Origin of the sequence: Vibrio profundum (assembly GCF_050337555.1) — a bacterium.
GTDB classification, from domain to species: domain Bacteria; phylum Pseudomonadota; class Gammaproteobacteria; order Enterobacterales; family Vibrionaceae; genus Vibrio; species Vibrio profundum.
Map to the genome: position 1 here is coordinate 78,424 of NZ_JAKJTA010000014.1, position 20,667 is coordinate 99,090.

Annotated in this window: 22 protein-coding genes; 10 read left to right on the plus strand and 12 right to left on the minus strand. The window is 43.8% G+C overall.

The window, feature by feature from the left end; all coding sequences use genetic code 11:
• Window positions 1-51: 51 nt before the first annotated feature.
• The gene (locus L4C34_RS14465; RefSeq protein ID WP_428790057.1) at window positions 52-1,146 is read left to right on the plus strand and encodes a mechanosensitive ion channel family protein; all 1,095 of its coding nucleotides are present in this window, start codon (window positions 52-54) and stop codon (window positions 1,144-1,146) included.
• Window positions 1,147-1,226: 80 nt separating this feature from the next.
• On the opposite strand, the gene L4C34_RS14470 is transcribed toward L4C34_RS14465, so the two are convergent.
• Both L4C34_RS14470 and L4C34_RS14475 read right to left on the minus strand, forming a co-directional pair.
• Complete coding sequence (locus L4C34_RS14470) at window positions 1,227-1,778, minus strand: disulfide bond formation protein B (RefSeq protein ID WP_428790058.1); 552 nt, start codon at window positions 1,776-1,778, stop codon at window positions 1,227-1,229.
• Between the two features lie 11 nt (window positions 1,779-1,789).
• The gene (locus tag L4C34_RS14475; protein ID WP_428790059.1) at window positions 1,790-1,945 is read right to left on the minus strand and encodes a DUF5993 family protein; all 156 of its coding nucleotides are present in this window, start codon (window positions 1,943-1,945) and stop codon (window positions 1,790-1,792) included.
• A gap of 561 nt (window positions 1,946-2,506) precedes the next feature.
• On the opposite strand from L4C34_RS14475, the gene L4C34_RS14480 reads away from it, so the two are divergent.
• Window positions 2,507-2,719, plus strand: coding sequence for an LPXTG cell wall anchor domain-containing protein (locus L4C34_RS14480; RefSeq protein ID WP_428790060.1), 213 nt, complete (start codon window positions 2,507-2,509; stop codon window positions 2,717-2,719).
• 186 nt (window positions 2,720-2,905) lie between these two features.
• Here the strand turns inward: L4C34_RS14480 and L4C34_RS14485 are convergent, their stop codons facing one another.
• From L4C34_RS14485 to L4C34_RS14500, 4 genes are all read right to left on the minus strand, one after another.
• Window positions 2,906-3,520: a DNA-3-methyladenine glycosylase I gene (locus L4C34_RS14485; protein WP_428790061.1), complete on the minus strand. Its 615-nt coding sequence runs from the start codon at window positions 3,518-3,520 to the stop codon at window positions 2,906-2,908.
• Between the two features lie 281 nt (window positions 3,521-3,801).
• A complete protein-coding gene (locus L4C34_RS14490; RefSeq protein WP_428790062.1) occupies window positions 3,802-4,629 on the minus strand; it encodes an HDOD domain-containing protein in 828 nt (275 codons plus the stop codon).
• Between the two features lie 230 nt (window positions 4,630-4,859).
• Window positions 4,860-5,723, minus strand: coding sequence for a hypothetical protein (locus L4C34_RS14495; RefSeq protein WP_428790063.1), 864 nt, complete (start codon window positions 5,721-5,723; stop codon window positions 4,860-4,862).
• Between the two features lie 132 nt (window positions 5,724-5,855).
• A complete protein-coding gene (locus L4C34_RS14500; protein ID WP_428790064.1) occupies window positions 5,856-7,205 on the minus strand; it encodes an MATE family efflux transporter in 1,350 nt (449 codons plus the stop codon).
• Between the two features lie 101 nt (window positions 7,206-7,306).
• On the opposite strand from L4C34_RS14500, the gene L4C34_RS14505 reads away from it, so the two are divergent.
• The 4 genes from L4C34_RS14505 to L4C34_RS14520 all read left to right on the plus strand — a co-directional run bounded on the left by L4C34_RS14505 (window position 7,307) and on the right by L4C34_RS14520 (window position 10,803).
• Window positions 7,307-8,260, plus strand: a complete 954-nt coding sequence (locus L4C34_RS14505; protein ID WP_428790065.1) for a LysR family transcriptional regulator — start codon at window positions 7,307-7,309, stop codon at window positions 8,258-8,260.
• Complete coding sequence (locus L4C34_RS14510; RefSeq protein WP_428790066.1) at window positions 8,250-8,681, plus strand: hypothetical protein; 432 nt, start codon at window positions 8,250-8,252, stop codon at window positions 8,679-8,681. Before L4C34_RS14505 ends, L4C34_RS14510 begins: the two co-directional genes overlap by 11 nt.
• Before the next feature lie 152 nt (window positions 8,682-8,833).
• Window positions 8,834-9,244, plus strand: a complete 411-nt coding sequence (locus L4C34_RS14515; RefSeq protein WP_428790067.1) for a DUF7793 family protein — start codon at window positions 8,834-8,836, stop codon at window positions 9,242-9,244.
• Between the two features lie 254 nt (window positions 9,245-9,498).
• Window positions 9,499-10,803: a dicarboxylate/amino acid:cation symporter gene (locus L4C34_RS14520; RefSeq protein WP_428790068.1), complete on the plus strand. Its 1,305-nt coding sequence runs from the start codon at window positions 9,499-9,501 to the stop codon at window positions 10,801-10,803.
• A 118-nt stretch (window positions 10,804-10,921) separates the two neighbouring features.
• Here the strand turns inward: L4C34_RS14520 and L4C34_RS14525 are convergent, their stop codons facing one another.
• Window positions 10,922-11,302 carry a hypothetical protein gene (locus L4C34_RS14525; RefSeq protein WP_428790069.1) on the minus strand — a complete coding sequence of 127 codons (381 nt, stop codon included), beginning with the start codon at window positions 11,300-11,302 and terminating at the stop codon, window positions 10,922-10,924.
• A 347-nt stretch (window positions 11,303-11,649) separates the two neighbouring features.
• On the opposite strand from L4C34_RS14525, the gene L4C34_RS14530 reads away from it, so the two are divergent.
• From L4C34_RS14530 to nagB, 3 genes are all read left to right on the plus strand, one after another.
• Window positions 11,650-11,853, plus strand: coding sequence for a hypothetical protein (locus tag L4C34_RS14530; RefSeq protein WP_428790070.1), 204 nt, complete (start codon window positions 11,650-11,652; stop codon window positions 11,851-11,853).
• A 314-nt stretch (window positions 11,854-12,167) separates the two neighbouring features.
• Entirely contained in the window at window positions 12,168-12,515 is a 348-nt protein-coding gene (locus tag L4C34_RS14535) for a MaoP family protein (protein WP_428790071.1), read from the plus strand.
• A gap of 205 nt (window positions 12,516-12,720) precedes the next feature.
• Window positions 12,721-13,521 (plus strand): glucosamine-6-phosphate deaminase, encoded by an 801-nt coding sequence (gene nagB, locus L4C34_RS14540; protein ID WP_428790072.1) that lies wholly within the window; start codon window positions 12,721-12,723, stop codon window positions 13,519-13,521.
• Window positions 13,522-13,638: 117 nt separating this feature from the next.
• On the opposite strand, the gene L4C34_RS14545 is transcribed toward nagB, so the two are convergent.
• Together L4C34_RS14545 and L4C34_RS14550 are read right to left on the minus strand one after the other, a co-directional pair.
• Entirely contained in the window at window positions 13,639-14,238 is a 600-nt protein-coding gene (locus L4C34_RS14545) for a restriction endonuclease (protein WP_428790073.1), read from the minus strand.
• Between the two features lie 177 nt (window positions 14,239-14,415).
• Window positions 14,416-15,249, minus strand: coding sequence for a MalM family protein (locus L4C34_RS14550; RefSeq protein WP_428790074.1), 834 nt, complete (start codon window positions 15,247-15,249; stop codon window positions 14,416-14,418).
• A gap of 753 nt (window positions 15,250-16,002) precedes the next feature.
• On the opposite strand from L4C34_RS14550, the gene L4C34_RS14555 reads away from it, so the two are divergent.
• Window positions 16,003-17,490, plus strand: a complete 1,488-nt coding sequence (locus L4C34_RS14555; RefSeq protein WP_428790075.1) for a SulP family inorganic anion transporter — start codon at window positions 16,003-16,005, stop codon at window positions 17,488-17,490.
• Window positions 17,491-17,596: 106 nt separating this feature from the next.
• On the opposite strand, the gene L4C34_RS14560 is transcribed toward L4C34_RS14555, so the two are convergent.
• From L4C34_RS14560 to rbsB, 3 genes are all read right to left on the minus strand, one after another.
• A complete protein-coding gene (locus tag L4C34_RS14560) occupies window positions 17,597-18,598 on the minus strand; it encodes a substrate-binding domain-containing protein (protein WP_428790076.1) in 1,002 nt (333 codons plus the stop codon).
• Window positions 18,599-18,745: 147 nt separating this feature from the next.
• Window positions 18,746-19,660, minus strand: coding sequence for a ribokinase (rbsK, locus tag L4C34_RS14565; RefSeq protein ID WP_428790077.1), 915 nt, complete (start codon window positions 19,658-19,660; stop codon window positions 18,746-18,748).
• Between the two features lie 81 nt (window positions 19,661-19,741).
• Window positions 19,742-20,620 carry a ribose ABC transporter substrate-binding protein RbsB gene (rbsB, locus tag L4C34_RS14570; protein WP_428790078.1) on the minus strand — a complete coding sequence of 293 codons (879 nt, stop codon included), beginning with the start codon at window positions 20,618-20,620 and terminating at the stop codon, window positions 19,742-19,744.
• Window positions 20,621-20,667 lie beyond the last annotated feature (47 nt).

Below are 20,667 nucleotides of genomic sequence, written 5' to 3' on the forward strand. Positions count from 1 at the left end.
TTTGATCTTCAACAATAATCAAATGGCACACATCAGAAAAGATAAAAAATTATGAACGAGCTACTTCAATGGGTGATGTCGTTATCTGACTCAATGGCATCCAATTGGAACAACAACGCTATTATTATCACAGCACTCAGCTTTATCTGCTGGATGATGTGGCGTCTAATTTATAGTCGCCTGAATTCTCTCGTCGAGAAAACCACCTTCAAGTGGGACGATTTAATCCTCCACGCACTTAAAGCTCCGGTGAGTACACTAATTTGGTGTTGGCCGGCAACTATCTCTCTCGGCATTATTATACAGACGAGGGTCAATTCAGATCTGAACTGGCTAGCCACAGTGAAGCACTTGCTGATCATCGGCATTTTTATGTGGTTTATTGTTCGCTTGATCAGCAATGTCGAGCATCACATTCTAAGCCAGAAACAGCACGACGAAACCACGGTACAAGCAATAGCCAAAATTATACGGCTCGTCTTTATCGTCATTACAGCTTTAACCGCGATGCAAGCATTTGGCTTGAGCTTATCCGGGCTACTCACATTTGGCGGTGTCGGTGGTCTAATTGTTGGTTTGGCAGCGAAAGATTTATTGTCGAACTTTTTTGGCGGGTTGATGATTTATTTCGACCGTCCATTCAAAGTAGGCAACTGGATACGCTCACCAGATCGCGCGATAGAGGGAACCGTAGAAAGGATCGGCTGGCGAATGACAATAGTACGAACGTTCGACAAACGGCCTTTGTATATCCCAAACTCAGTGTTTAGCAATATTGTGGTAGAAAACCCGTCACGAATGTTCAACCGAAGAATCAAAGAAATCATTGGCATTCGCTACGAAGATGGCGATAAGGTCGAGAAAATCACCTCCGACATCAAAACTATGCTGAAGAATCACCCAGATATCGACACTAGCCAAACCATGATTGTCTCTTTTTTGCAGTTCGGTCCTTCGTCACTCGATATAATGGTGTACACCTTTACGAAGACGGTCAACTGGGTCCGCTACCAAGAAGTGAAGCAAGATGTCCTCTTGAAAATTCTTGCCGAAATCAGAAATAATGGCGCGGATATCGCGTTCCCAACGCAAACCATCAAGGTAGATTCGTTACCGAGTGAGATGTCGCCGCCTAGGTTGAGCTAATTGACGTTCCTTTCCCAAAACACAAAAAAAGCCAAGCCGATAAATCGACTTGGCTTTTTTATAACACTGATACCCGAAGGTTAGCCCATTAGGTTGATCAACCAGTAGCTAATAGGGTTATCTGGACATTGATATGGTCCACACTCTACAAAAGTAGACAGTAGGTTCAATGCAACTACAGAGATAGCTAACAGACATGCGAAACGACCGAATGTGCTCATGTCGTAGCTGTCGTTTTTGTTCCACTCGTTGTTCCACATCATAAGCAATACGGCAACACCTAGAACAGTTGCACCAAATAGTACAAATGCCCAAGTGTAGTAGTGCATACCAAGAACTGCGCTACCGTACCCTGGTACGCCAGGAACTACGTGCAAAGAAACTTGACGTAGTGCCGCTACACCACCAAACAAAGCGCCGATAAGAACAACACCGTAGTGACGCTGTTGTGGTCCGTAGACAACGTTTAGCATAAAGCCAAACATCACTAGGCCAAAACCAACGCGCTGAAGCAGACATAGCGGACAAGGAAGTTCGTTAAGAGAGTACTGCATAACGAAACCGATAAGTAGGACCGCTGAGATGCCTACTAAACCCAATGTATTCAATAAAGTAACTTGCGAGCGATTCATAATGTCTCTCCTTACAGTAAAATTGAGAGTGAATCAGTCGCGTGATGTTTTAGCCAGAACAAGCTTAAAACAAGAGCTACTGTGAACAGAATGTACGATAGGGATTTCTTACCTTTGAATGCTGTTAACATTGCAATCAATAAGATAAGAAAGAGTAAACTCATCATGATAAAGAACCTTTTCTTTTACTTTCTTCGATGTATTTGTTATTAAAATATAGACAGAGCTAGATTATTCGGGGGGAATATAATTACAAATGCTTTACAGATCGACCGCCAAAGTTAAGAAATAAGTTTTAAATTTGATCTAGGTCTATGTATTCATATGAATTTGGTGATATGAGACTAATTGATGTAAAAACAAGCACCACTGAGTAAGAAAAGAAAGGAGTTTATGATTGGGCAATCATATATCTTGCTGTAAATTATATTTATTTTTATCATTAAGGGAAAAACAACAGCTTATGCATAATTCATACCAATGAAATAACAGCTCAATTATTAGACCTGTAAGTAATTGATAATCACTTCTGCAAATCGTTTTTAGCCGTCACGATTAAACAAAAAACGACCATCTCCATCAGCCTCTCCCATTAGCGTTAACCTAAATGTACGTATTTTAGCCGAACAGCCAAGGCGTTCTAACATCGATTGCAACTGAACTCATAAGCATTACTGATAATATGGTCTAGTATTAAAAGGCAAGTTCAATTAATAAGGTTGTCGATTATGCTAACAAAAAACAACGGTGATCATGTGCCAATGGCTATTCTATTGAGCATTATCGCGTTAATTTTTTTATCTTCGCCACTTATCGCCAGTATCGCATTTGAGATCCACACTCACCTTCACTTAAGTTCAACAGTCATTGGGGGCTTGGTCTTAGTGTTGGCAGTAAGCTTGTTCTTTATTCGGAAAAGACGTAAAAACGCTAAACGCTAATATTGTAGATAGGTATAGCTCAGTGCTAGCGGCGTTGTTCCTTCTTTATGTATGATGTGCTTAATACATTAAGTGCGTTATCACAGGACCGCTGTCTGAGCCTACAATGTGCTATGAACCTCAAGGAAGACCTGTGAACCTCCAGGAAAGCCATAGTAGAGAGATGATTAGCGTAGGAGCTAACCTTTATCGTATCGGTGTTGGCCGTGCGAATGCCTTTCTTGCTTGCTCAACTTTTGTATAACACCCACATTCTTTTCGGTGATCGTTAACCAAGCCAGCTGTTTGCATAAAAGCATACGCTGTTGTCGGGCCAAAAAACTTCCACCCCCGACGTTTAAGATCTGCGCTGAGCTTTTTTGACTCATCTGTTGCTGAAGGGCGCGCCTCGTTATCATCTGCCACATTGGCAGGCTCCCAAGTCCAAATATAGGCGGCGAAACTGCCGAACTCTTTACCGATAGATTGTGCACATTTAGCATTATTGATTGCCGCTTCAATCTTTCCTCTATGCCGAATGATACCCGCATTCGTCAATAACTCTTCTACGTCAGACTCTACCAGCCCAGCAACTCGATTAAAATCAAACTGGAAGAATGCTTGCCGGAAATTATCTCGCTTGTTGAGAATCGTTCTCCACGATAAGCCCGATTGAAAACTTTCCAGTGTCATTTTTTCAAACAAACGAAAATCATCAGAAACGGGGAGCCCCCAATCGTTGTCATGGTAATGATATAAGTCTTCTGCAGATTTCACTCCCCAACACTTAATCACATTATCTAGATAACTTTTATTTTCCATACGTATCCCTGCTCCACTTTGCCATCCAATTAACTCATTTACCTGCGAGTAACAATCTGTCCGCAGCCTACAGCATCGTACCCAATATCAATAGCTTCCACAAAGGGACGATATCTCCGCTTTCAGATTGCAGTGTAAAAACGAAGCCACATACTCCAATAAAGTATCAAAGCACGAAGGAAAAAGGGAAGCGTAGAAGGAAAGGCTGATAACAGAAACACAACGGATGGCAGGCCTTGCTGCTCTTAGAGTAACAAGCGCCTGCGACTATAATATATAACTTAACCGAACATTTGACTGGCGATGCCTTTACCTTCGCCGCGGATAGTGTTGATGGTGTCAGAAAACGCGGGCACAACGCCAAGTTGCTTGGCCTCATAATTTCCTTCCAAATAGCTCATTTTTTCTTGGTCAGACGCAAAGCCGTCCCAGTCTCTATGAATAGATCGAGCTAAATGTAATATCATCGCGAGCGTTTTTGACAATTCAGCTTTAGCTGGCTCATTAAAAGAGCTAATCGCATTGACCATAAGTTCAGGGAATTTCCAGCTTTGTGCTAACTTAGCGCCCAACGCTGGAGAGCACGTTTCTACTACTTGCTGCTGGGCGATAATCGGGTCAACCCCTGAAGCCACCTGTTCTACGATTTGCTTTGCTTCCTGGGGGGCAAGCGTATGGATCATTAGCTCACCTATGTTGTGTAGCACGCCCGTTGTAAGCGCTTCGTTTTTATCCAAGCCAACCTCTTCGGCTAGTTTGCTGGAAATCACCGACACCTCGAATGTATTTTCCCAATACTCATGCAAATCCAATGTCGGTATTTTAGGAAAAGCACTCGATAACACCGAAGCTACAACTAGCGTTCTAACAGGCCCAATACCCACTCGAATCAAAGCCTCGTTACTGGACGAGATATTTTTCCCGCTACCAAAATAGGCTGAATTGGCCATTCGTAGTAACCGAGCACTTAGCACTTGATCAATTGTGATTTTATTAGCCAGTTTATTAAAGTCGACGTCTTCTTGATTTACCATTTCAAGAAGATCTTGGAGTACCTTATTAATCCGAGGAAGTTCATTTAATCTGTTAATTAATGCCAATTGACTCATGCGAAGTCTCCTTTCATAGCGCGTGCGCGACATGCACAAACAAAAGCTCTAGTCCACTCTGCTAAATCGATTTCGCATGTGCCACATATCAAACAATAGGGATACTGATGCATATTTAGTGTAGGGCATAGCTTTGCTATTTTCACTAATCTAAAGAGCGAATCTCCATCCCAATGAAGACTTCAGATTCTCGCTTTAGCATAACTAAAACACCACTCAATAACGAACCGTTACAGTTTCAGCCAATATTTGTCAGCAATATTTTTGGTTGCTTGGCTAAGATTGGGGTTGTCTATGTTAATAACCGTACGCTGTTCCAATATGGCTTGCTCAAATGTCTTGATCACTAGCGGAGATTGCTCGAAAAACTTAATGAAGGAGCCGTCTTGATAGGCCTTTTCAAAACCTTGATTCAAGATATCGACCACGGCCTTATTCTCTGGTGTCGGTGACACAAACAAAAACATTGGAAAGCGATAAACCAGCATAAGCTTGTTATCAACCAACAAATTGCTGTATTTTTTCCGCTCAGCTAATTCGCTGTACGGTTCTATGACCGCACGGGGAAACAAGTCGGCTCTTCCGTGGTTAACAATCTTGAATATGTTGTCGAAATTTGGGACTTCTTTAACTTTAAACCCTGCCGACTTTAGCACGCCAACGTCAGCCCAGCCTTCCCCTTGAATCATGGTAAAACTCTTAAGATCGTCAACGTTTTTCACGGCACCTAACTTGCTCTCGACAGTCTTGTTAGTGATGAAGATACGGTGGCCTAGCAAACCACGAAATACTGGATATCGGATAGGCGTGAGCTGACTTTCCAGCGTCTTATCCGCGCCGAGCCAGTCTACCGTCATTTTACCTTCCGTCAGCAATTTTACTTTTCTAGACTGAGAACCAACGGTGCGGGTGTATGAGACCACTTCTACATCCTTACCCGACTTCTTAGCTAAGAATTTAATTAATTCAATAGCATATTGGTCGAGCTCTGAACCCTCTCTTGGTATCGGGTGAATAATCTGAGTCGCCGATACCGCCGGATAAGAAATCAACATTAACGCGCACAAACACGCCGTGGACACAAGTCCCTTCATAGTAACCTCCAATGTCACCGAGTTTTAATTTTATAACCTAATATGAACTGCATAAAATTTAGCTCACGAGTCGGTGTTGTCAAAGGCAAGCAGGGTTACTTGCGGCATTATATAAGGCTACTGAACCACGATTTACCCTTCGACAGGAGTAAAAGCAGCTCTAGGGGGACGCCGAGAGAGAGTAAAAATGAGCTGCGCTAGCAGTAATACTCCAGTCACCGCCAAACCGATACCAATCCCTCCCCAAATGCCCGCCAAACCATAACGATCCATCATAAACCAAGCAGAAGGTAGCCCAACCACCCAATAACCAACTGCCGTCACCACAGTCGGAAGATTGACTATTTTCATTCCTCGCAGCAAGTTGATCGCCAAGAGCTGCCAAGCATCCACGACAAAGCACAATGCCACCACCCAAATCACGGAGGCAAACATCTGCGCAAGCATAGAGCTCGGATCTTCAATGCCAAATAGTTTCTCTATTAAGACCGGCCAGCCGATGAAAACGACAGAGAGCCCAGCACTGAGAAGTGTCACAAAGGCAAAGCTTTTTACGCTGGTTGATTTAATACCTTCAAGGTCATCTGCACCAAAATCTTTGCCGACTAAAATAGCCGCAGATTGCGCAAAGCCAAAGTTAATATTCCACGTAAAGGCAAGGCATTGTAATAGGATCTGATGAAGTGCTAGAGCTGCCACACCGATAGTGCCAGCAAGCAAAGTTCCACCATAAATCAATCCATTTTCCAAAAGCGCGGCAAGTGCAATGGGCAAACCCAATGACAGCAAAGGCAATACCAAACGCCATGAGTATTCCTCCAGCTGTTTCCACGGTGAAAAATGATAAAATTCATTGCGCTGGAACACCCAATATCCATACCCAAGCATCACAATCATCGCGGATAGTGCTGAGCCAATTCCCAAGCCAGCCAACCCCATATTCAGGGGGAAAGCCAAGGTGTAGCTAAGTGGAACATTGAGTACCACAGTCAGCAGTGACATCACCATAATAGAACGAACATTGCCAAACGCACTTGTCAGCCCTCGTAGCACCAGCATCAATAAAGAAGGTAGCAACGCCCATTTCATCGCGTTTGCATATTGCATTGCTTGATCAACGACGGCTGGTGGCTGCTTCGCAAGTATCAATAGCTGCGGGATAAACACAAAACCGATAGAAATCAATGCCGTCAAAATACACGAAAGTAAAACCGCCCCTTTGATTAACAGGCGGATTTGCTTTTCAGCAAATCGAGGCTTGCTTGCACTTTGACCATGGGCGATAGCGATCAAATTAGCCACACACCCCACGATGCTACTGAGAACAATAAAAATAAAAGAATACACCGAAGCACCTAAGCCACCAGCCGCTAATGCAGACACACTCATTCGAGACATCATCCACACATCAGTGAGCACTAAAGCGACCGAGATCAGTTGAGAAATAATAAGTGGCACAGCCAAAGAGAAAAGTTTTTTCATACACGCCTCATAAATAATTATGCAAAAGTAAGGCTTTTCTATCTAGCGTTCAATTAACTTTTATGCCATCTTGGTATGCAAATAACTCATGTGAATAAATAATGTACCCTTACCTCAAACTGCCACATTCTCACAACGGGTTACGCGTATTCGAATCTGTTGCACGGCTTTTAAGTTTTAGTCTCGCAGCCAATGAGCTCAATGTGACACAAAGTGCCGTCAGCCGCCAAGTCAAACAACTAGAGCAAGAATTAGATAGCGTTTTAGTAATACGAAAGCATCGAGAAATTGAGCTTACGCAAAAAGGGCAAGAGTTACTGTTTATGCTATCCAAGCATTATCAATCGTTGCATGATACATTCGATACTTGGCAGAGCACCCACAAGAAACGATTCGTCATCAAAGCGAGCCTAAGTTTTACAACACGCTGCTTATTACCCAAGTTGCAAGACTTACACGAACGCTACCCCGAACATGAAATCGTCATCATCCCTTCACTTGATGATGAGTCGAGTATTAAAGACTCTGACTATGATCTTTTGATTTTCAATACACGTAAGCGCGATCACTACACTCACCAAGCTCACATGACTTTTCTACGTGAAGAATATATGGCTCCTGTATGTTCACACGCAGCGTCACCAGCTATTGAGATTAACTCCATTCTCAACTTACCTAGACTACATTCGACGCTCGACCACTACGATTGGACGGCTTGGTTATCAGGACAAGGGTTGAAGAACAACCAAGTGGTACGCAACACCACATTCTACACTTTGGATTTGGCTCTAAGCGCATGTCTATCTGGGCAAGGGGCTACGGTCACGGATTTGTTACTGGTCTTGCCTGAATTGCAACGAGGCTTTCTCCTTTGTCCTACGGCCGCTAAGATCCAATATAGCGCGTGGCAATATTTTTGTTGCCAGCACAACAAAACCGCGATGGCAGATGAAATCGTCAGTTGGTTACATGAACAAACATCGCAAGATATCGACACACTCAGAGCATTAGCACAAACCCAAGGCTGGGAAGGACTCACACCTAATGACGTATGAACAACTCGATGTCATCGCTGATACCTATATACCCGCATTAGCTTTGATAAGCGCGGTATTGTTACGAAAAAGTATCACCTCAAATACTGGTAGCCCTTTCTTATCGCAACTCAGAGAACTCATATCAAATATTGTATTCGTCTACTTTGTATACTTCTTAGATAAATACTTTTCGATTTGGCCTAGCTACCACTTAGACTACAGCACTCATACCGCTTTGGTACTCGTCTTCATTTGCTACCTGAGTACACATGGTAAAGCTGCAAAATGGTTGGCTATCAGCTCATGTTTTGCCTATTTAGCACTCATGCTTTATCAGGGCTACCACACCTTGCTCGACATCGCCTCTACCGCAGCTGTCGTCCTGCCCGTCTTACTGGTTGTTCAGCACCATTTCCACACCAAATCCAAAGTGAATTGAGTAAAGTAAGTTGCGTAAAGACAGATAGCACGCGCCTCCACCTAGGTAGCTCACCGGTACGCGCTGTTTTCGTTTGATCTCCGCAAATTCCGGCGCACTCAATAAGCTCTTCTATACTAAAAACAGTTCTCAAATCGACTCAATGAACAGATATGCAAAATAATCCGCATGGGCGCTACCAGATTGGGACCCAGTATTTAGATGAAAACATAATGATTCTGAAGTTTATGGACCAATGGAATATTCAAACTGCCCACCAATGCGTCGAAGATTGTCTTGCTGCTGCTCAAGAACATTTCTCGGGAGAGCCTTGGGGCAGCGTCGCTGACTACCGAGAATGGGGGCTTTGTACCCCAGATGTAATGGAATACTTCAACCAATCAGCTCACTTATTTGCTCAGAACAAACTCACTTATCAAGCCGTGATCCCCAACAATCAACTGCAAAGTATGATCATCGACGGCTACAGCGAGATCATTAACAACAAGGTCACAACCAAGTATTTCACTAACGAAGCTGAAGCTATTACTTGGATCAGAAAAATGCTGAACCCCAACACATAGAAAAGATCAATGCATGGAGATCTTTTCTTTGCTCTAGGGTAATAATAGCGTTAAAAAACACGAAAGGAATTTGCTAGTGATATAAATAAACAGAAAAAGCATACACAAAAGGCCGAATTCCGACTCAAATTGGTGATAAAAGTCACACTTATAGTTAACATTTTTCACTTTTATTTAATTACCAAGTGATCAGCTGTTAACCTCCATCTTCATTTTTAATCACTGTTACGTGGACAATAAAAGGAATGTTCAATATGAATACCAAAAAGCCGATGTCCTTAACTGGCCGAGTGATACTCGGTATGTTAGCCGGTATTTTGACTGGATTTGTCATTCGCACAATCTTCGCAGACAACAGCTTTGTAGATAACTACATAGTGCATGGGCTACTGGAAGTCGGCGGGAAAATTTTCATTGCCAGCTTAAAAATGCTTGTAGTGCCACTGGTGTTTGTTTCCCTTGTTTGCGGTACCAGCTCCCTAAAAGATATTGCAACCTTAGGCCGCATGGGGGGTAAAACACTTGCCTTTTATATTGCCACTACAGCAATCGCCATTACGTTAGCGCTCACCATGGGCACCATTTTCCAGCCTGGTGCGGGGGCCGACCTCACAGCAGTGTCTACCTTTAGCAGTGCTAACGCGCCATCCTTGGGGCAAGTGATCATCAACATGTTCCCAACCAACCCTATCAATGCGATGGCGGAAGGGAAAACGCTTCAAGTAATTGTGTTCGCGGTCTTATTTGGTATAGCCATCAGCCTTGCGGGCAAAGCGGGAGACCGTATTGCTGCCGTGTTTAACGACCTTAACGAAGTCATCATGAAGTTGGTTGCCATCTTAATGAACATTGCTCCTTACGGCGTATTCTGTTTGATGGCGAAACTCTTCACCGGACTAGGTCTAGACGCAATTTTAAACCTAGCCGCCTACTTTGCCGTACTCGCGGGCACCTTGCTGCTGCACGGCTTTGTCACTTACGGACTCATGCTAAAAGGCTTTACTGGACTAAACCCACTCACCTTCTTCAAAAAAATGGAAGATGCAGTGATGTTCGCATTTTCAACGGCGTCTTCGAACGCAACCATCCCAGTAACGATGGAAACCGTTAAAAACCGTATCGGTGTTGATAACAAAATTGCGTCGTTCACCGTTCCTCTAGGAGCGACTATCAACATGGATGGTACGGCTATCATGCAAGGCGTTGCCACGGTATTTATCGCTCAAGCGTTTAATATCGACTTGTCACTAGGCGATTACATAACAGTTATCTTAACCGCAACCTTGGCCTCTATCGGCACAGCTGGCGTTCCGGGTGTTGGCCTAGTTATGTTGGCTATGGTGCTAAACCAAGTTGGCCTCCCGCTAGAAGGGATTGCGCTTATCATGGGTGTCGACCGCTTACTGGATATGATTCGTACAGCCGTTAACATTACTGGTGACAGCGTGGTCTCGACCATAGTGGCGAAATCTGAAGGTGCTCTAAACTTAGATCGCTTCAACGACCCACATGCAGGCGAAAAAGAAGAAAGGTTGGAAATGAACCTGAAGAAAGACTAAGACTCTAACGCCCCCTGCGACTTTGAGGTCGTAGGGGGCGCTAATGCCGTAGGGGGCACTAATAAAAATTCACTCAAGTTACGAATTCACTCGATGAAATAATTAAATGAGATAGTAATCAACTCTGAGGATCTGCCCTGCGGTGCCACATGTTGGCCATTTTATATTTTGGGCAAGTAACACACGTCAACACTTCCCCTGTACCATGAATACTCATCACTAAATCATCTCTCTGCTCACGAGGAGAATTACGCAAAATAATATGTACTCGCCCTTCCTTCACTTTGAAATTCTTCGTCATTTGGGCAAGCGGGGTAACATAACGCATAACGCCATCTTCAAAACTCAAAAAGCTCCCCTCCGCGCTACTTTGATAAATGCCATTGAAATCATACGTATCACGATCGATCCAACGCTCCAGTTGGTCTTGTAAACAACCTTGAAGCAATACAGAAGATAAAACTACGCCAACTGCCTTTGAGAAATAACCTATCTCCATATCCTTATGACTCCTACTTCAGCTCTTCCTTCCACCCCGTGGGCCATCTTCGAACAGTAGCCCAACATTTTCTTTCTACTCACCTTATCGCCCAAAACCAGAAAATATTTAGCAAAATATTGGTAAGGCTGATCGCACTGCTGATAACAAAAGGCAGCTAGACCGCTACATCCTCACCCTCCCAAAATAGCCATACTCTTGTCTCTCTATCTTAGATAAGCATCTTGAGCTCATTTAGTTATATGTCTAAAATGTGCAAATGTTGTAAAATAATTCTTGCCAACAATTCACAACTTTTACTAAATTTTAAAATACAACGTCATTAATAATAAAAAAGGATACTGGCTATGGTCCTATACACATGCACTATCGAGTTTAATAACAAGCAGACTGTGAGATGCAGCACGGTAGAACAATCGCTTGGCGTCATAGAGGCGCAACCTTCAAACAACATTAGCAGCGTCATTCTTGATGTGGCTGATGGCCAACACATTAAAACCTATCGCGACCTAACTCTTGAGGAATCAATAGAAAGCCTCATGAGCTTATAATCAACATCGAAAGAGGGCGACAGCTGAGCACATTGGCTGTCGCCCTCTTTTTTCTTTACCAACGATAAAAATGAACTCTCCTCACTGAGTGTAACGATCTCTTATCACTGAATTCCCCATTCTCCTTGACCTAAGAATCACGAACTACTGAAATACGCCATACGTTGCATTAACAACTAATGAACAGCTCACAAAATCAAACCAAGCCGCCACTTTCGTAACAAATTTGAAAAACTAACTCGCATAATGGGGACGAAGATAGTGCTTAGTCACTGAATTTCTCTATTTACAACGTCAAGGATTACGAGGTAGCTATGTCTGAGATTGCATTCCGATATGGAAAAAAACGTTTTTACGACAACGTTAAGTTCCCAAGAGGGTTCGCCAAATCTGGTGAGTTTACACTGGCAGAAGAAGAGCTACTCACATTGTATGGGGACACTATGTCCGCTTTAGAAAGTGGAGATCTCTCGCCAGAGAACGCGGATGAAAAACATTTCATCAAGGTGCTATCGCAACCGACTAAAGCAAAATCAAAACTCGAACGAGTTTGGCTGAAATACATCCAACTAGCGAAAGGTCGAAAACGTTTTTTCTCCCTCAGCGGCGCTCAACCAGAATATCGGGCGAAGGCTGATAAACAGCCTTTTTCTATTTCTTAGCTCATATTATCAATATGTTACGCCAAAAGTTGAAATTTTATTGAATAAAAAAAGCCACCAAGAATCTGGTGGCTTTTTCTCTATGAACAACCCTATGGAGCCTAACTTAAGCCTTTATCTGTAAAATCATGGCAAAGATCGCACGCTTAATTTATAATGCAAAATAACATTTTCATACTAACGTAGATCTGAGATAGAGGCTTACATGAGACTGATCCCATTGCAAACGGCCGCCCAAGTGGGCAAGTGGTCCGCCGCTCACATTGCAAAACGCATTAATGACTTCAACCCATCAGCAGAACGCCCATTTGTACTTGGTCTACCGACCGGCGGTACTCCATTAGCGACCTATAAAGCTCTCATCGAAATGCACCAAGCAGGTAAAGTCAGCTTTAAGCATGTCGTGACCTTCAATATGGATGAGTACATTGGTATTCCCGCGGATCATTCAGAGTCGTACCGCACTTTCATGTATACAAATTTCTTTAACCATATCGATATCCTAAACGAAAATATTAACTTGCTCGACGGTAACGCCGCCGACAATGAAGTAGAGTGTCAACGCTACGAAGACAAAATCAAGTCATACGGCCAAATTCAGCTATTTATGGGTGGTGTTGGCAACGATGGTCATATCGCGTTCAATGAACCTGCTTCTTCTTTGTCTTCCCGCACACGTATTAAGACATTGACTGAAGACACTCGCATTGCCAATTCTCGCTTCTTCGACAACGACATCAACCAAGTACCAAAATATGCGTTAACTATCGGTGTCGGCACCCTACTTGATGCGAAAGAAATCATGATCTTAGTGACAGGCCACAACAAAGCACTCGCGCTAGAAGCGGCTGTAGAAGGTTGTGTTAACCACTTATGGACAGTGTCTGCGTTACAACTGCATCCAAAGGCGATGATCGTCTGTGATGAACCGTCAACTCAAGAACTCAAAGTGAAAACAGTCAAATATTTCACTGAGCTTGAAGCCGGCAATATTCAAGGCTTCTAATCCTTAGGGGAAAGCCCTAGGTTAGTACGGTTAATGTATTACATTATTGTACTCGCTGTAGCGCAAGATCCAAAAAGCTGAGCATCTGCTCAGCTTTTTTAATTCCACAGCAAGCGTCTAGTCTTGCTCAATCACCCTCAATAGGCTCAGTAACCTATCTCCACTAATGATGACCGTATTATTTGTATAGGTTTTAGAGAGAGAACCTGTCCGCCCAGTATGAATAAAATAGCCTTTGGTGCGGCGCTGACGACATAAATCATCGAACTCTTTGACATGATTAGCATTAATATATTGAGAGTACCGTTTCGACTGAATCAAATACCATTGCCGACGAATCTTAACCTGCCCGTCAATCCCGCCATCATGGCTATAGGTTTGATTACGTTTGACCTTGTAGCCCTGCTTTTCAAACGCTATTAGCACCAACTCTTCAAACGCATAAGGGCTCATTTTTCTAACGTAGGCGATGACGCGGCTAGGAGCGATCTTACGGATCTTCTTGTAAACTCGCTGCGCTTGGCTTCGATATTCGATATGCCGCTCCGAGTAAACCTCCTGATTTCCCTTACGCCGATACAAATGCCATACGCTGAACGCTGCAAACACGCTACCCAGTATAAGCCAACCTAAATGCCCTAAATAAACCAAGCCTACTACGAACGACAACAAAGCCTTAATAATGACAACGGCCCCTTTTAGCAGCTCGTTGAGCATTAATGACAACCACGCCATATTGTGTATATGAGTTATAACAAAACCTCCTCTCTATTTGGTGTGGATAGTTTCCCGCTTGTTTCAAATGAACACGGATAGAACACCAACAAAAAATACAACCGTCAGAAGACGGCTTTTAATACGTGTCAGCATTCAATTAAGTAATAGGAGCGTCGGCTACCGCACATTCATGGCGTTGGCAAACACTTCTCGCATTCCCGGAATACCTTGAGCTTGAGCCTGCTTCACTAACTCCAACGCTTTACCAATATCGTTTTCAGCAACCGCTTTTTCTATCGCTTTCTGATAGTTATAGGCTGGTGATGCAAAGTGAGGTGAAGAGGCACCACTGACATCATGCAAACTCAACCCCGAACCGTCATTACCAGTAGCAAAGCCACCACCGCTCATAGCGTCCTCAAGATTGACAGTAATAATGCCCTGCGTTGCGTGAGGCACTTGAATGTATTGTTTCTCAGGTAACGGTGCACCGCTAACCTTCGCCTGCCAATAGGCCGGATTTACCACCCGAGAAGAGCGTTCTACATCTGTGGTTTTCGTATAAATCAGCAAATACAGTACACCCTGTCCAAATGGGGGGCGAAACGTTTTCTTGGCAACCAAACGACTGGCTAGCCCAAATTTTGCTGCCTGATAATGAAATTGTTGACCATTAAATGTGGTCAAAATACTGCCTTGGGCATCCATAATGACGGCTGAAGGGTAAAAAACACTGTCTTTAATCGTGCTGGAGATCTTGATACTCATAACACCCTGATCGGATGGGATCTCAAACGCCGCGACAGGGCTATCAATAAAACGACTTTTCAAATATTGAGCATGCTGATTGATTGCAATTGTTGCTGTGCTGGGCACTCTTAGGCTGGTTCGATGCAATTCAAACACCGAATGCACCGTTCTTTCCTGAACCGGGGCACCAGGATCAACAACTGTTGTCACACATCCAGACAGTACCATACACCCAATTAATAGAAGTATGCGGACATTCATAAAAATTCCTTAGCACCGAGGCAGTGACTATAAAAAACAACACCTTAAAGGCAAAGCATGACGAAAGACATAATAATAGAGCTCTAGAGTTAAAGATAGCTGAAAATCGCAACTCAGAAAGTGTTTGCAGGCTTTTTACGCAAAGGCAGTTGCTAGAATTTAAAAATGCTCAGAATGTGGAGTGTTTGGCGAGACCGAAAAGTATTATTCTGCAATAAAGGGATTACACTGTTCGATAACACGTCACTGACATAGGTAAATCATGGCTTGTTCCGGGGCACAGAGTTAGGGTGCTGTCGAATGAACAAACCTCACTAGATAAGCTTCGTCTATTCATAATCAGCGCATTTCTACCTCGAACCGCTCTCTTAGACCATATTTTCAATACAATTGTTAAGTCGATAACTTCGCGATTCTTAAATCAAAAATGCTTTAATAGAGAATATAAATTGGTCAACCTTATTAAGTAGCCATTTTATTTATAAAAGCACTGGCGTATAATCGAGCCTCCATACACCAAAGAGGAAAATAAGCTCAGTGCTAATTACGCCGCCATAAACGCTCCACTCCCCCTTAGCTCTCACTGCTAATCAAAGCACAATACTCTCCCTTAGTATGCTGCTTTCCCTTTGCGCTTGTTAATTATCTGCCATTATTAGGCTATATTTCCGCGCCAAAATTTTACCTTTGAAGCACTGCCTCACACCCCTAGTTTATTCCTGGTGTGGTTTGCCGTGTAAAATTGAGAATTCAATGTTAAAAAATTTCAAATATGATTGGATGTCTAACATCCGTGGCGACCTGATCGCGGGTATCGTCGTTGCCTTAGCTTTAATCCCAGAAGCGATCGCCTTTTCTATCATCGCCGGCGTTGACCCTAAGGTTGGGTTATACGCTTCATTCAGTATTTCCGTCGTGATTGCTTTTACGGGAGCGCGCTCTGGTATGGTCTCCGCTGCCACCGGTGCTATGGCACTGTTGATGGTGACGTTAGTTAAAGAACATGGGCTAGAATACTTGCTTGCAGTAACGATACTCACCGGTATATTGCAATTTATCGCAGGCCACCTAAAACTTGGAAACTTGATGCGCTTCGTATCGCGTTCAGTCGTCACGGGTTTTGTAAACGCATTAGCCATTTTAATTTTTATGGCTCAGCTGCCTGAGCTAACCAATGTAACCTGGCCTGTCTATGCGATGACTGGAGCAGGCCTTGGAATTATTTATCTATTCCCCTATTTACCTATTGTTGGTAATACCATCCCTTCACCATTGGTGTGCATTATCGTCTTAACTATGGTGACTGTATGGCTTGGTATTGATGTACGTACCGTCGGCGATATGGGTAACTTACCTGACACCTTACCGGTTTTTCTATGGCCAAATGTTCCGTTAAATTTTGAAACCTTACTGATAATATTCCCGTATGCCATAGGGCTGTCGATGGTGGGTCTATTAGAATCGATGATGACGGCGACTATTGTGGATGATTTAACCGACACTGATAGTGACAAAAATCAAGAATGCAAAGGCCAAGGTATTGCGAATATATTGACCGGTTGTTTAGGCGGTATGGCGGGGTGTGCAATGATCGGCCAAACCATGATCAATATGAAGTCTGGAGGACGTGGGCGCTTGTCTACCTTATCTGCAGGCGTATTTCTGTTGATTATGGTGGTTTTTCTTGGACCGTGGCTAAAACAAATCCCCATGGCGGCGCTGGTCGCAGTAATGATAATGGTCGCTATCGGAACCTTTTCATGGGGTTCCATAACCGATCTAAGGAAACACCCACTTTCTAGTAATATTGTCATGTTAACTATGGTTATTATTGTGGTGGCAACGCATAACTTAGCCATTGGTGTACTTGTCGGTGTACTACTCGCTTCATTGTTTTTCACCCATAAAACCAGCAAATTAATGGTAATAAAATGCCACACCACAGAAGAGGGAATTCGCCAATATACCGTTGTCGGACAAGTATTATTTGCCTCATCAGATAAGTTTATTAAGTCGTTTGATTTCAAAGAAGTAATAAAATCGGTAACGATAGACTTATCATCCGCTCATTTTTGGGATCTCACTTCGGTCTCTGCTTTGGATAAGGTCGTGGTGAAATTTCGCCATGAAGGAATACAAGTCGATCTTATAGGGATGAATCAATCAACTCGTACCATTGTGGATAAATTTGGCGAGCATGATAAACCAGGAGAAGTTGAGAAATTATTGGCTGGGCATTAGAGAAAGGTATCGCTGGCTACTTTGACCCTGTAAATAATCCGGTAATAGCACCAAGTTATTGAGCTGGCGATCATACTGCTCCTCGGTAAAGGAGCGCACACTCACTTCAGCGCTTCTTAACACTCTCTCGCACCACTAACGATGGTTCAAGTTGCACCAGTTGGTTTTCAGTGGTCTTTTTCTCTAACTTATCGAGCAGGGTTTCGACGGCAGCTTTACCTAGGCGATATTTAGGTTGGTGAATGGTAGTCAGGGCCGGTGTCATGTATTTCGCAATATGAATGTCATCGTATCCGATTAGAGATAGATCGTCGGGAATTGATATACCAAGTTTGTTGGCAGCGTTGATTACCCCCATTGCCATCATATCGTTAGAAACAAAAATTGCGCTCGGCAGCGGACCTTGAGCGACCATCCAATTAAAGGCATCAAAACCTCCCTCGCATTCAAAGTCTCCTTCGGCAATCCATTTAGAACGAATCGGGAGCGATGCTTCATTCATCGCTTTTTGGTACCCTTCAAATCGCGTCGAGGCTTGATGCTTCAATAGCGGGCCGGTAATACAGCCAATGTCTGTATGGCCTTGTTCAATGAGGTGCTTAGTCGCGATATAACCACCCTGAAACGAGTTATCTTGAATTTTATCGCTACTAAAGAGCATCGGCCCCCAATCCATCACGACAACAGGAAGCTCTGGATTGCGATCAAAACCTTCAATATGCTCACCTTCTACGGTCGAGCACATTAATAGCAAACCATCGACCCGTTTTTGCAACAAAGTATCAATCGACGTTTGCATCCGCTGCGAGTCGCCTTCTGTGTTACATAAAATCAGGTTATAGCCTTGATGATAACAACTCCGTTCAACCCCTTTAACCACTTCGCCAAAAAATGGATTGGTTGAGTTAGTCACCAGCATACCAATGGTTTTGGTGCGATTCATTTTCAGGCTGCGAGCCAACGCTGAAGGGGCATAGTTCAGATCTTTTGCCGCCTTATTTACCCGCTCTGCGATTTCATCACTCACATAGCGACTTTTGTTAATCACATGGCTGACCGTAGATGTCGACACTCCAGCGAGCCGAGCTATATCTTTCATCGTTGGCATAATCGGCCTTATTTATTCACTTATCGAGTTAGCTACTTGTAGTAGATAACTATTTGTTGGGTTGAGGGCTTAAAAATCCGTACTTAACAATCAATGCTTAACAATCAGCGCTTAGCAATCGATAGTTAAAAAATTAGAACTGAAAGCTTAGCGATTGAGAAAAGCATCCACTTCATCCCGAGTGGGAATGGACGTTTGCGCGCCAAAGCGTGTCACTGAAATAGCGGCAGCAGCATGCGCAAACTTGATGGCCGATTCTAATGAGCGATCTTCAAGCAAGCCTGTAACCAGCGCACCGTTAAACGTATCACCCGCAGCAGTAGTATCTATCACATCGACTTTAAATCCTGCCACCAATTGGCCTCGACCCCGCTCACTTAACCAGACGCCCTTAGCACCCAGTGTAATTAGCACAGTGGCAATACCTTTGGCGTGCAACGCATCAGCGGCGCGCTGCGCTGATTCGTCGTCACTAACGGCGATTCCCGTCAGTACTTCAGCTTCCGTTTCATTCGGAGTAATGATATCGACGCAATTCAAGAGAGCATCACTTAGCTCGCGAGCAGGAGCTGGGTTAAGAATGACCTTAGTATCATGTTTCTTGGCTTCTTTGAGGGCAAGTTCAATCCCATCAAGCGGCGTTTCTAATTGAGTAAGCAAATAGCGGGCGCCCGCAATCATATGTAGGTGAGGTTTGAGCATGGTGCTATCCAACTTACCGTTCGCCTCTGCTGAGATGCAAATGCTGTTTTCTCCACTGTCGGCTACTTGAATCATCGCGATCCCTGTTGGACAATTTTCGACAACTTGAACCGCATCGATGTTCATACCATCCGTTTGAAAGTCATGACGAATATTAGTGCCAAAAGCGTCATCGCCCACACAAGCAATAAAGCCAACAGCCGCTTTTAGACGCGCAGCCGCTACGGCTTGGTTTGCACCTTTTCCACCTGGGATAACCTGGTAGCTATATCCGTGCAATGTTTCTCCCGGACGAGGAAAAGAGGGAACTTGCAGGACATGATCAGCGTTGACACTGCCCAACACCACTAAATTATTCATATTTCGTTCTCAATCGGTCAAAGGGTGAGAAAAAGGGATCGAACTCGGAAAAGCCTTCCCCAAGAGAAGGCTTCAATACATTTATTTGGTCACTAGCTTCAAAGGCACTGGAATAAACTGAGCGACTTTCTCGCCTTTGAGCACTTTGTCTGCGGTTTCTACGCCAAGTTCACCGATAAGCTCAGGTTGCTGAGCAATAGTTGCACCTAGTTTGCCACGTTTCACCGCTGAGATACCGTCTTGTGTACCATCAAAACCGACAATCAAGACTTTTTTACCAGACGCTTGAACTGCGCGTAATGCGCCCAATGCCATTTCGTCATTCTGTGCAAATACCGCTTGAACGTTTGGATGAGCAGCCATGAGGTTTTCCATTACGTTTAAGCCCTTTGCACGGTCAAAATCAGCCGGTTGACTAGCCAAAAGATCCATCTTACTGCTCTTCACCACATTCATAAAGCCTTTGCCGCGTTCACGCGCTGCTGATGTACCTGCAATGCCTTCCAACTGAATTACTTTTGCCGAAGGACCCACTTGCTTCAAGATGTAATTGCCCGCCATCTCGCCGCCAGCAACGTTATCAGATGCAATATGGCTAACAACTTTGCCTCGACTTGCGCCACGATCCAGCGTTAACACAGGAATATTAGCGCGATTAGCCAAACGAATCGCATTCGATACTGCTTGAGAATCCGTTGGGTTGATTAAAATCGCTTTCACGCCGCGCACGGTGAGATCTTCAACGTTCGAGAGCTCTTTGCTTGGATCGTTTTGCGAATCAAGCACGATTAGGTTATAGCCCAACTCTTTCGCCTTTTTCTGCGCGCCATCTTTCATGCTCACAAAGAACGGATTATTTAGAGTAGAAAGAACAATGGCAATGCTATCTTGCGCCCATGCTGACACCGATAAAGTCGAAGCAAGGACGGCAGTAGAGAATAAAGTGACCAGTTTTTTCATGGTATTGTTTCCTGTGTTTTGGCTAGGGGTTCCCCTAGCTAAGATAG

What these genes read in the sequence shown, in the direction of transcription:
- L4C34_RS14530 (WP_428790070.1), top strand. Translation starts at nt 11,650, where the DNA reads ATGGTCCTATACACATGCACTATCGAGTTTAATAACAAGCAGACTGTG.
- rbsK (WP_428790077.1), bottom strand. Translation starts at nt 19,660, where the DNA reads ATGAATAATTTAGTGGTGTTGGGCAGTGTCAACGCTGATCATGTCCTG.
- L4C34_RS14470 (WP_428790058.1), bottom strand. Translation starts at nt 1,778, where the DNA reads ATGAATCGCTCGCAAGTTACTTTATTGAATACATTGGGTTTAGTAGGC.
- L4C34_RS14525 (WP_428790069.1), bottom strand. Translation starts at nt 11,302, where the DNA reads ATGGAGATAGGTTATTTCTCAAAGGCAGTTGGCGTAGTTTTATCTTCT.
- rbsB (WP_428790078.1), bottom strand. Translation starts at nt 20,620, where the DNA reads ATGAAAAAACTGGTCACTTTATTCTCTACTGCCGTCCTTGCTTCGACT.
- L4C34_RS14550 (WP_428790074.1), bottom strand. Translation starts at nt 15,249, where the DNA reads ATGAATGTCCGCATACTTCTATTAATTGGGTGTATGGTACTGTCTGGA.
- L4C34_RS14465 (WP_428790057.1), top strand. Translation starts at nt 52, where the DNA reads ATGAACGAGCTACTTCAATGGGTGATGTCGTTATCTGACTCAATGGCA.
- L4C34_RS14515 (WP_428790067.1), top strand. Translation starts at nt 8,834, where the DNA reads ATGCAAAATAATCCGCATGGGCGCTACCAGATTGGGACCCAGTATTTA.
- L4C34_RS14475 (WP_428790059.1), bottom strand. Translation starts at nt 1,945, where the DNA reads ATGATGAGTTTACTCTTTCTTATCTTATTGATTGCAATGTTAACAGCA.
- L4C34_RS14510 (WP_428790066.1), top strand. Translation starts at nt 8,250, where the DNA reads ATGACGTATGAACAACTCGATGTCATCGCTGATACCTATATACCCGCA.
- L4C34_RS14500 (WP_428790064.1), bottom strand. Translation starts at nt 7,205, where the DNA reads ATGAAAAAACTTTTCTCTTTGGCTGTGCCACTTATTATTTCTCAACTG.
- L4C34_RS14490 (WP_428790062.1), bottom strand. Translation starts at nt 4,629, where the DNA reads ATGAGTCAATTGGCATTAATTAACAGATTAAATGAACTTCCTCGGATT.
- L4C34_RS14520 (WP_428790068.1), top strand. Translation starts at nt 9,499, where the DNA reads ATGAATACCAAAAAGCCGATGTCCTTAACTGGCCGAGTGATACTCGGT.
- L4C34_RS14545 (WP_428790073.1), bottom strand. Translation starts at nt 14,238, where the DNA reads ATGCTCAACGAGCTGCTAAAAGGGGCCGTTGTCATTATTAAGGCTTTG.
- L4C34_RS14495 (WP_428790063.1), bottom strand. Translation starts at nt 5,723, where the DNA reads ATGAAGGGACTTGTGTCCACGGCGTGTTTGTGCGCGTTAATGTTGATT.
- L4C34_RS14480 (WP_428790060.1), top strand. Translation starts at nt 2,507, where the DNA reads ATGCTAACAAAAAACAACGGTGATCATGTGCCAATGGCTATTCTATTG.
- L4C34_RS14560 (WP_428790076.1), bottom strand. Translation starts at nt 18,598, where the DNA reads ATGCCAACGATGAAAGATATAGCTCGGCTCGCTGGAGTGTCGACATCT.
- L4C34_RS14535 (WP_428790071.1), top strand. Translation starts at nt 12,168, where the DNA reads ATGTCTGAGATTGCATTCCGATATGGAAAAAAACGTTTTTACGACAAC.
- nagB (WP_428790072.1), top strand. Translation starts at nt 12,721, where the DNA reads ATGAGACTGATCCCATTGCAAACGGCCGCCCAAGTGGGCAAGTGGTCC.
- L4C34_RS14485 (WP_428790061.1), bottom strand. Translation starts at nt 3,520, where the DNA reads ATGGAAAATAAAAGTTATCTAGATAATGTGATTAAGTGTTGGGGAGTG.
- L4C34_RS14555 (WP_428790075.1), top strand. Translation starts at nt 16,003, where the DNA reads ATGTTAAAAAATTTCAAATATGATTGGATGTCTAACATCCGTGGCGAC.
- L4C34_RS14505 (WP_428790065.1), top strand. Translation starts at nt 7,307, where the DNA reads ATGTACCCTTACCTCAAACTGCCACATTCTCACAACGGGTTACGCGTA.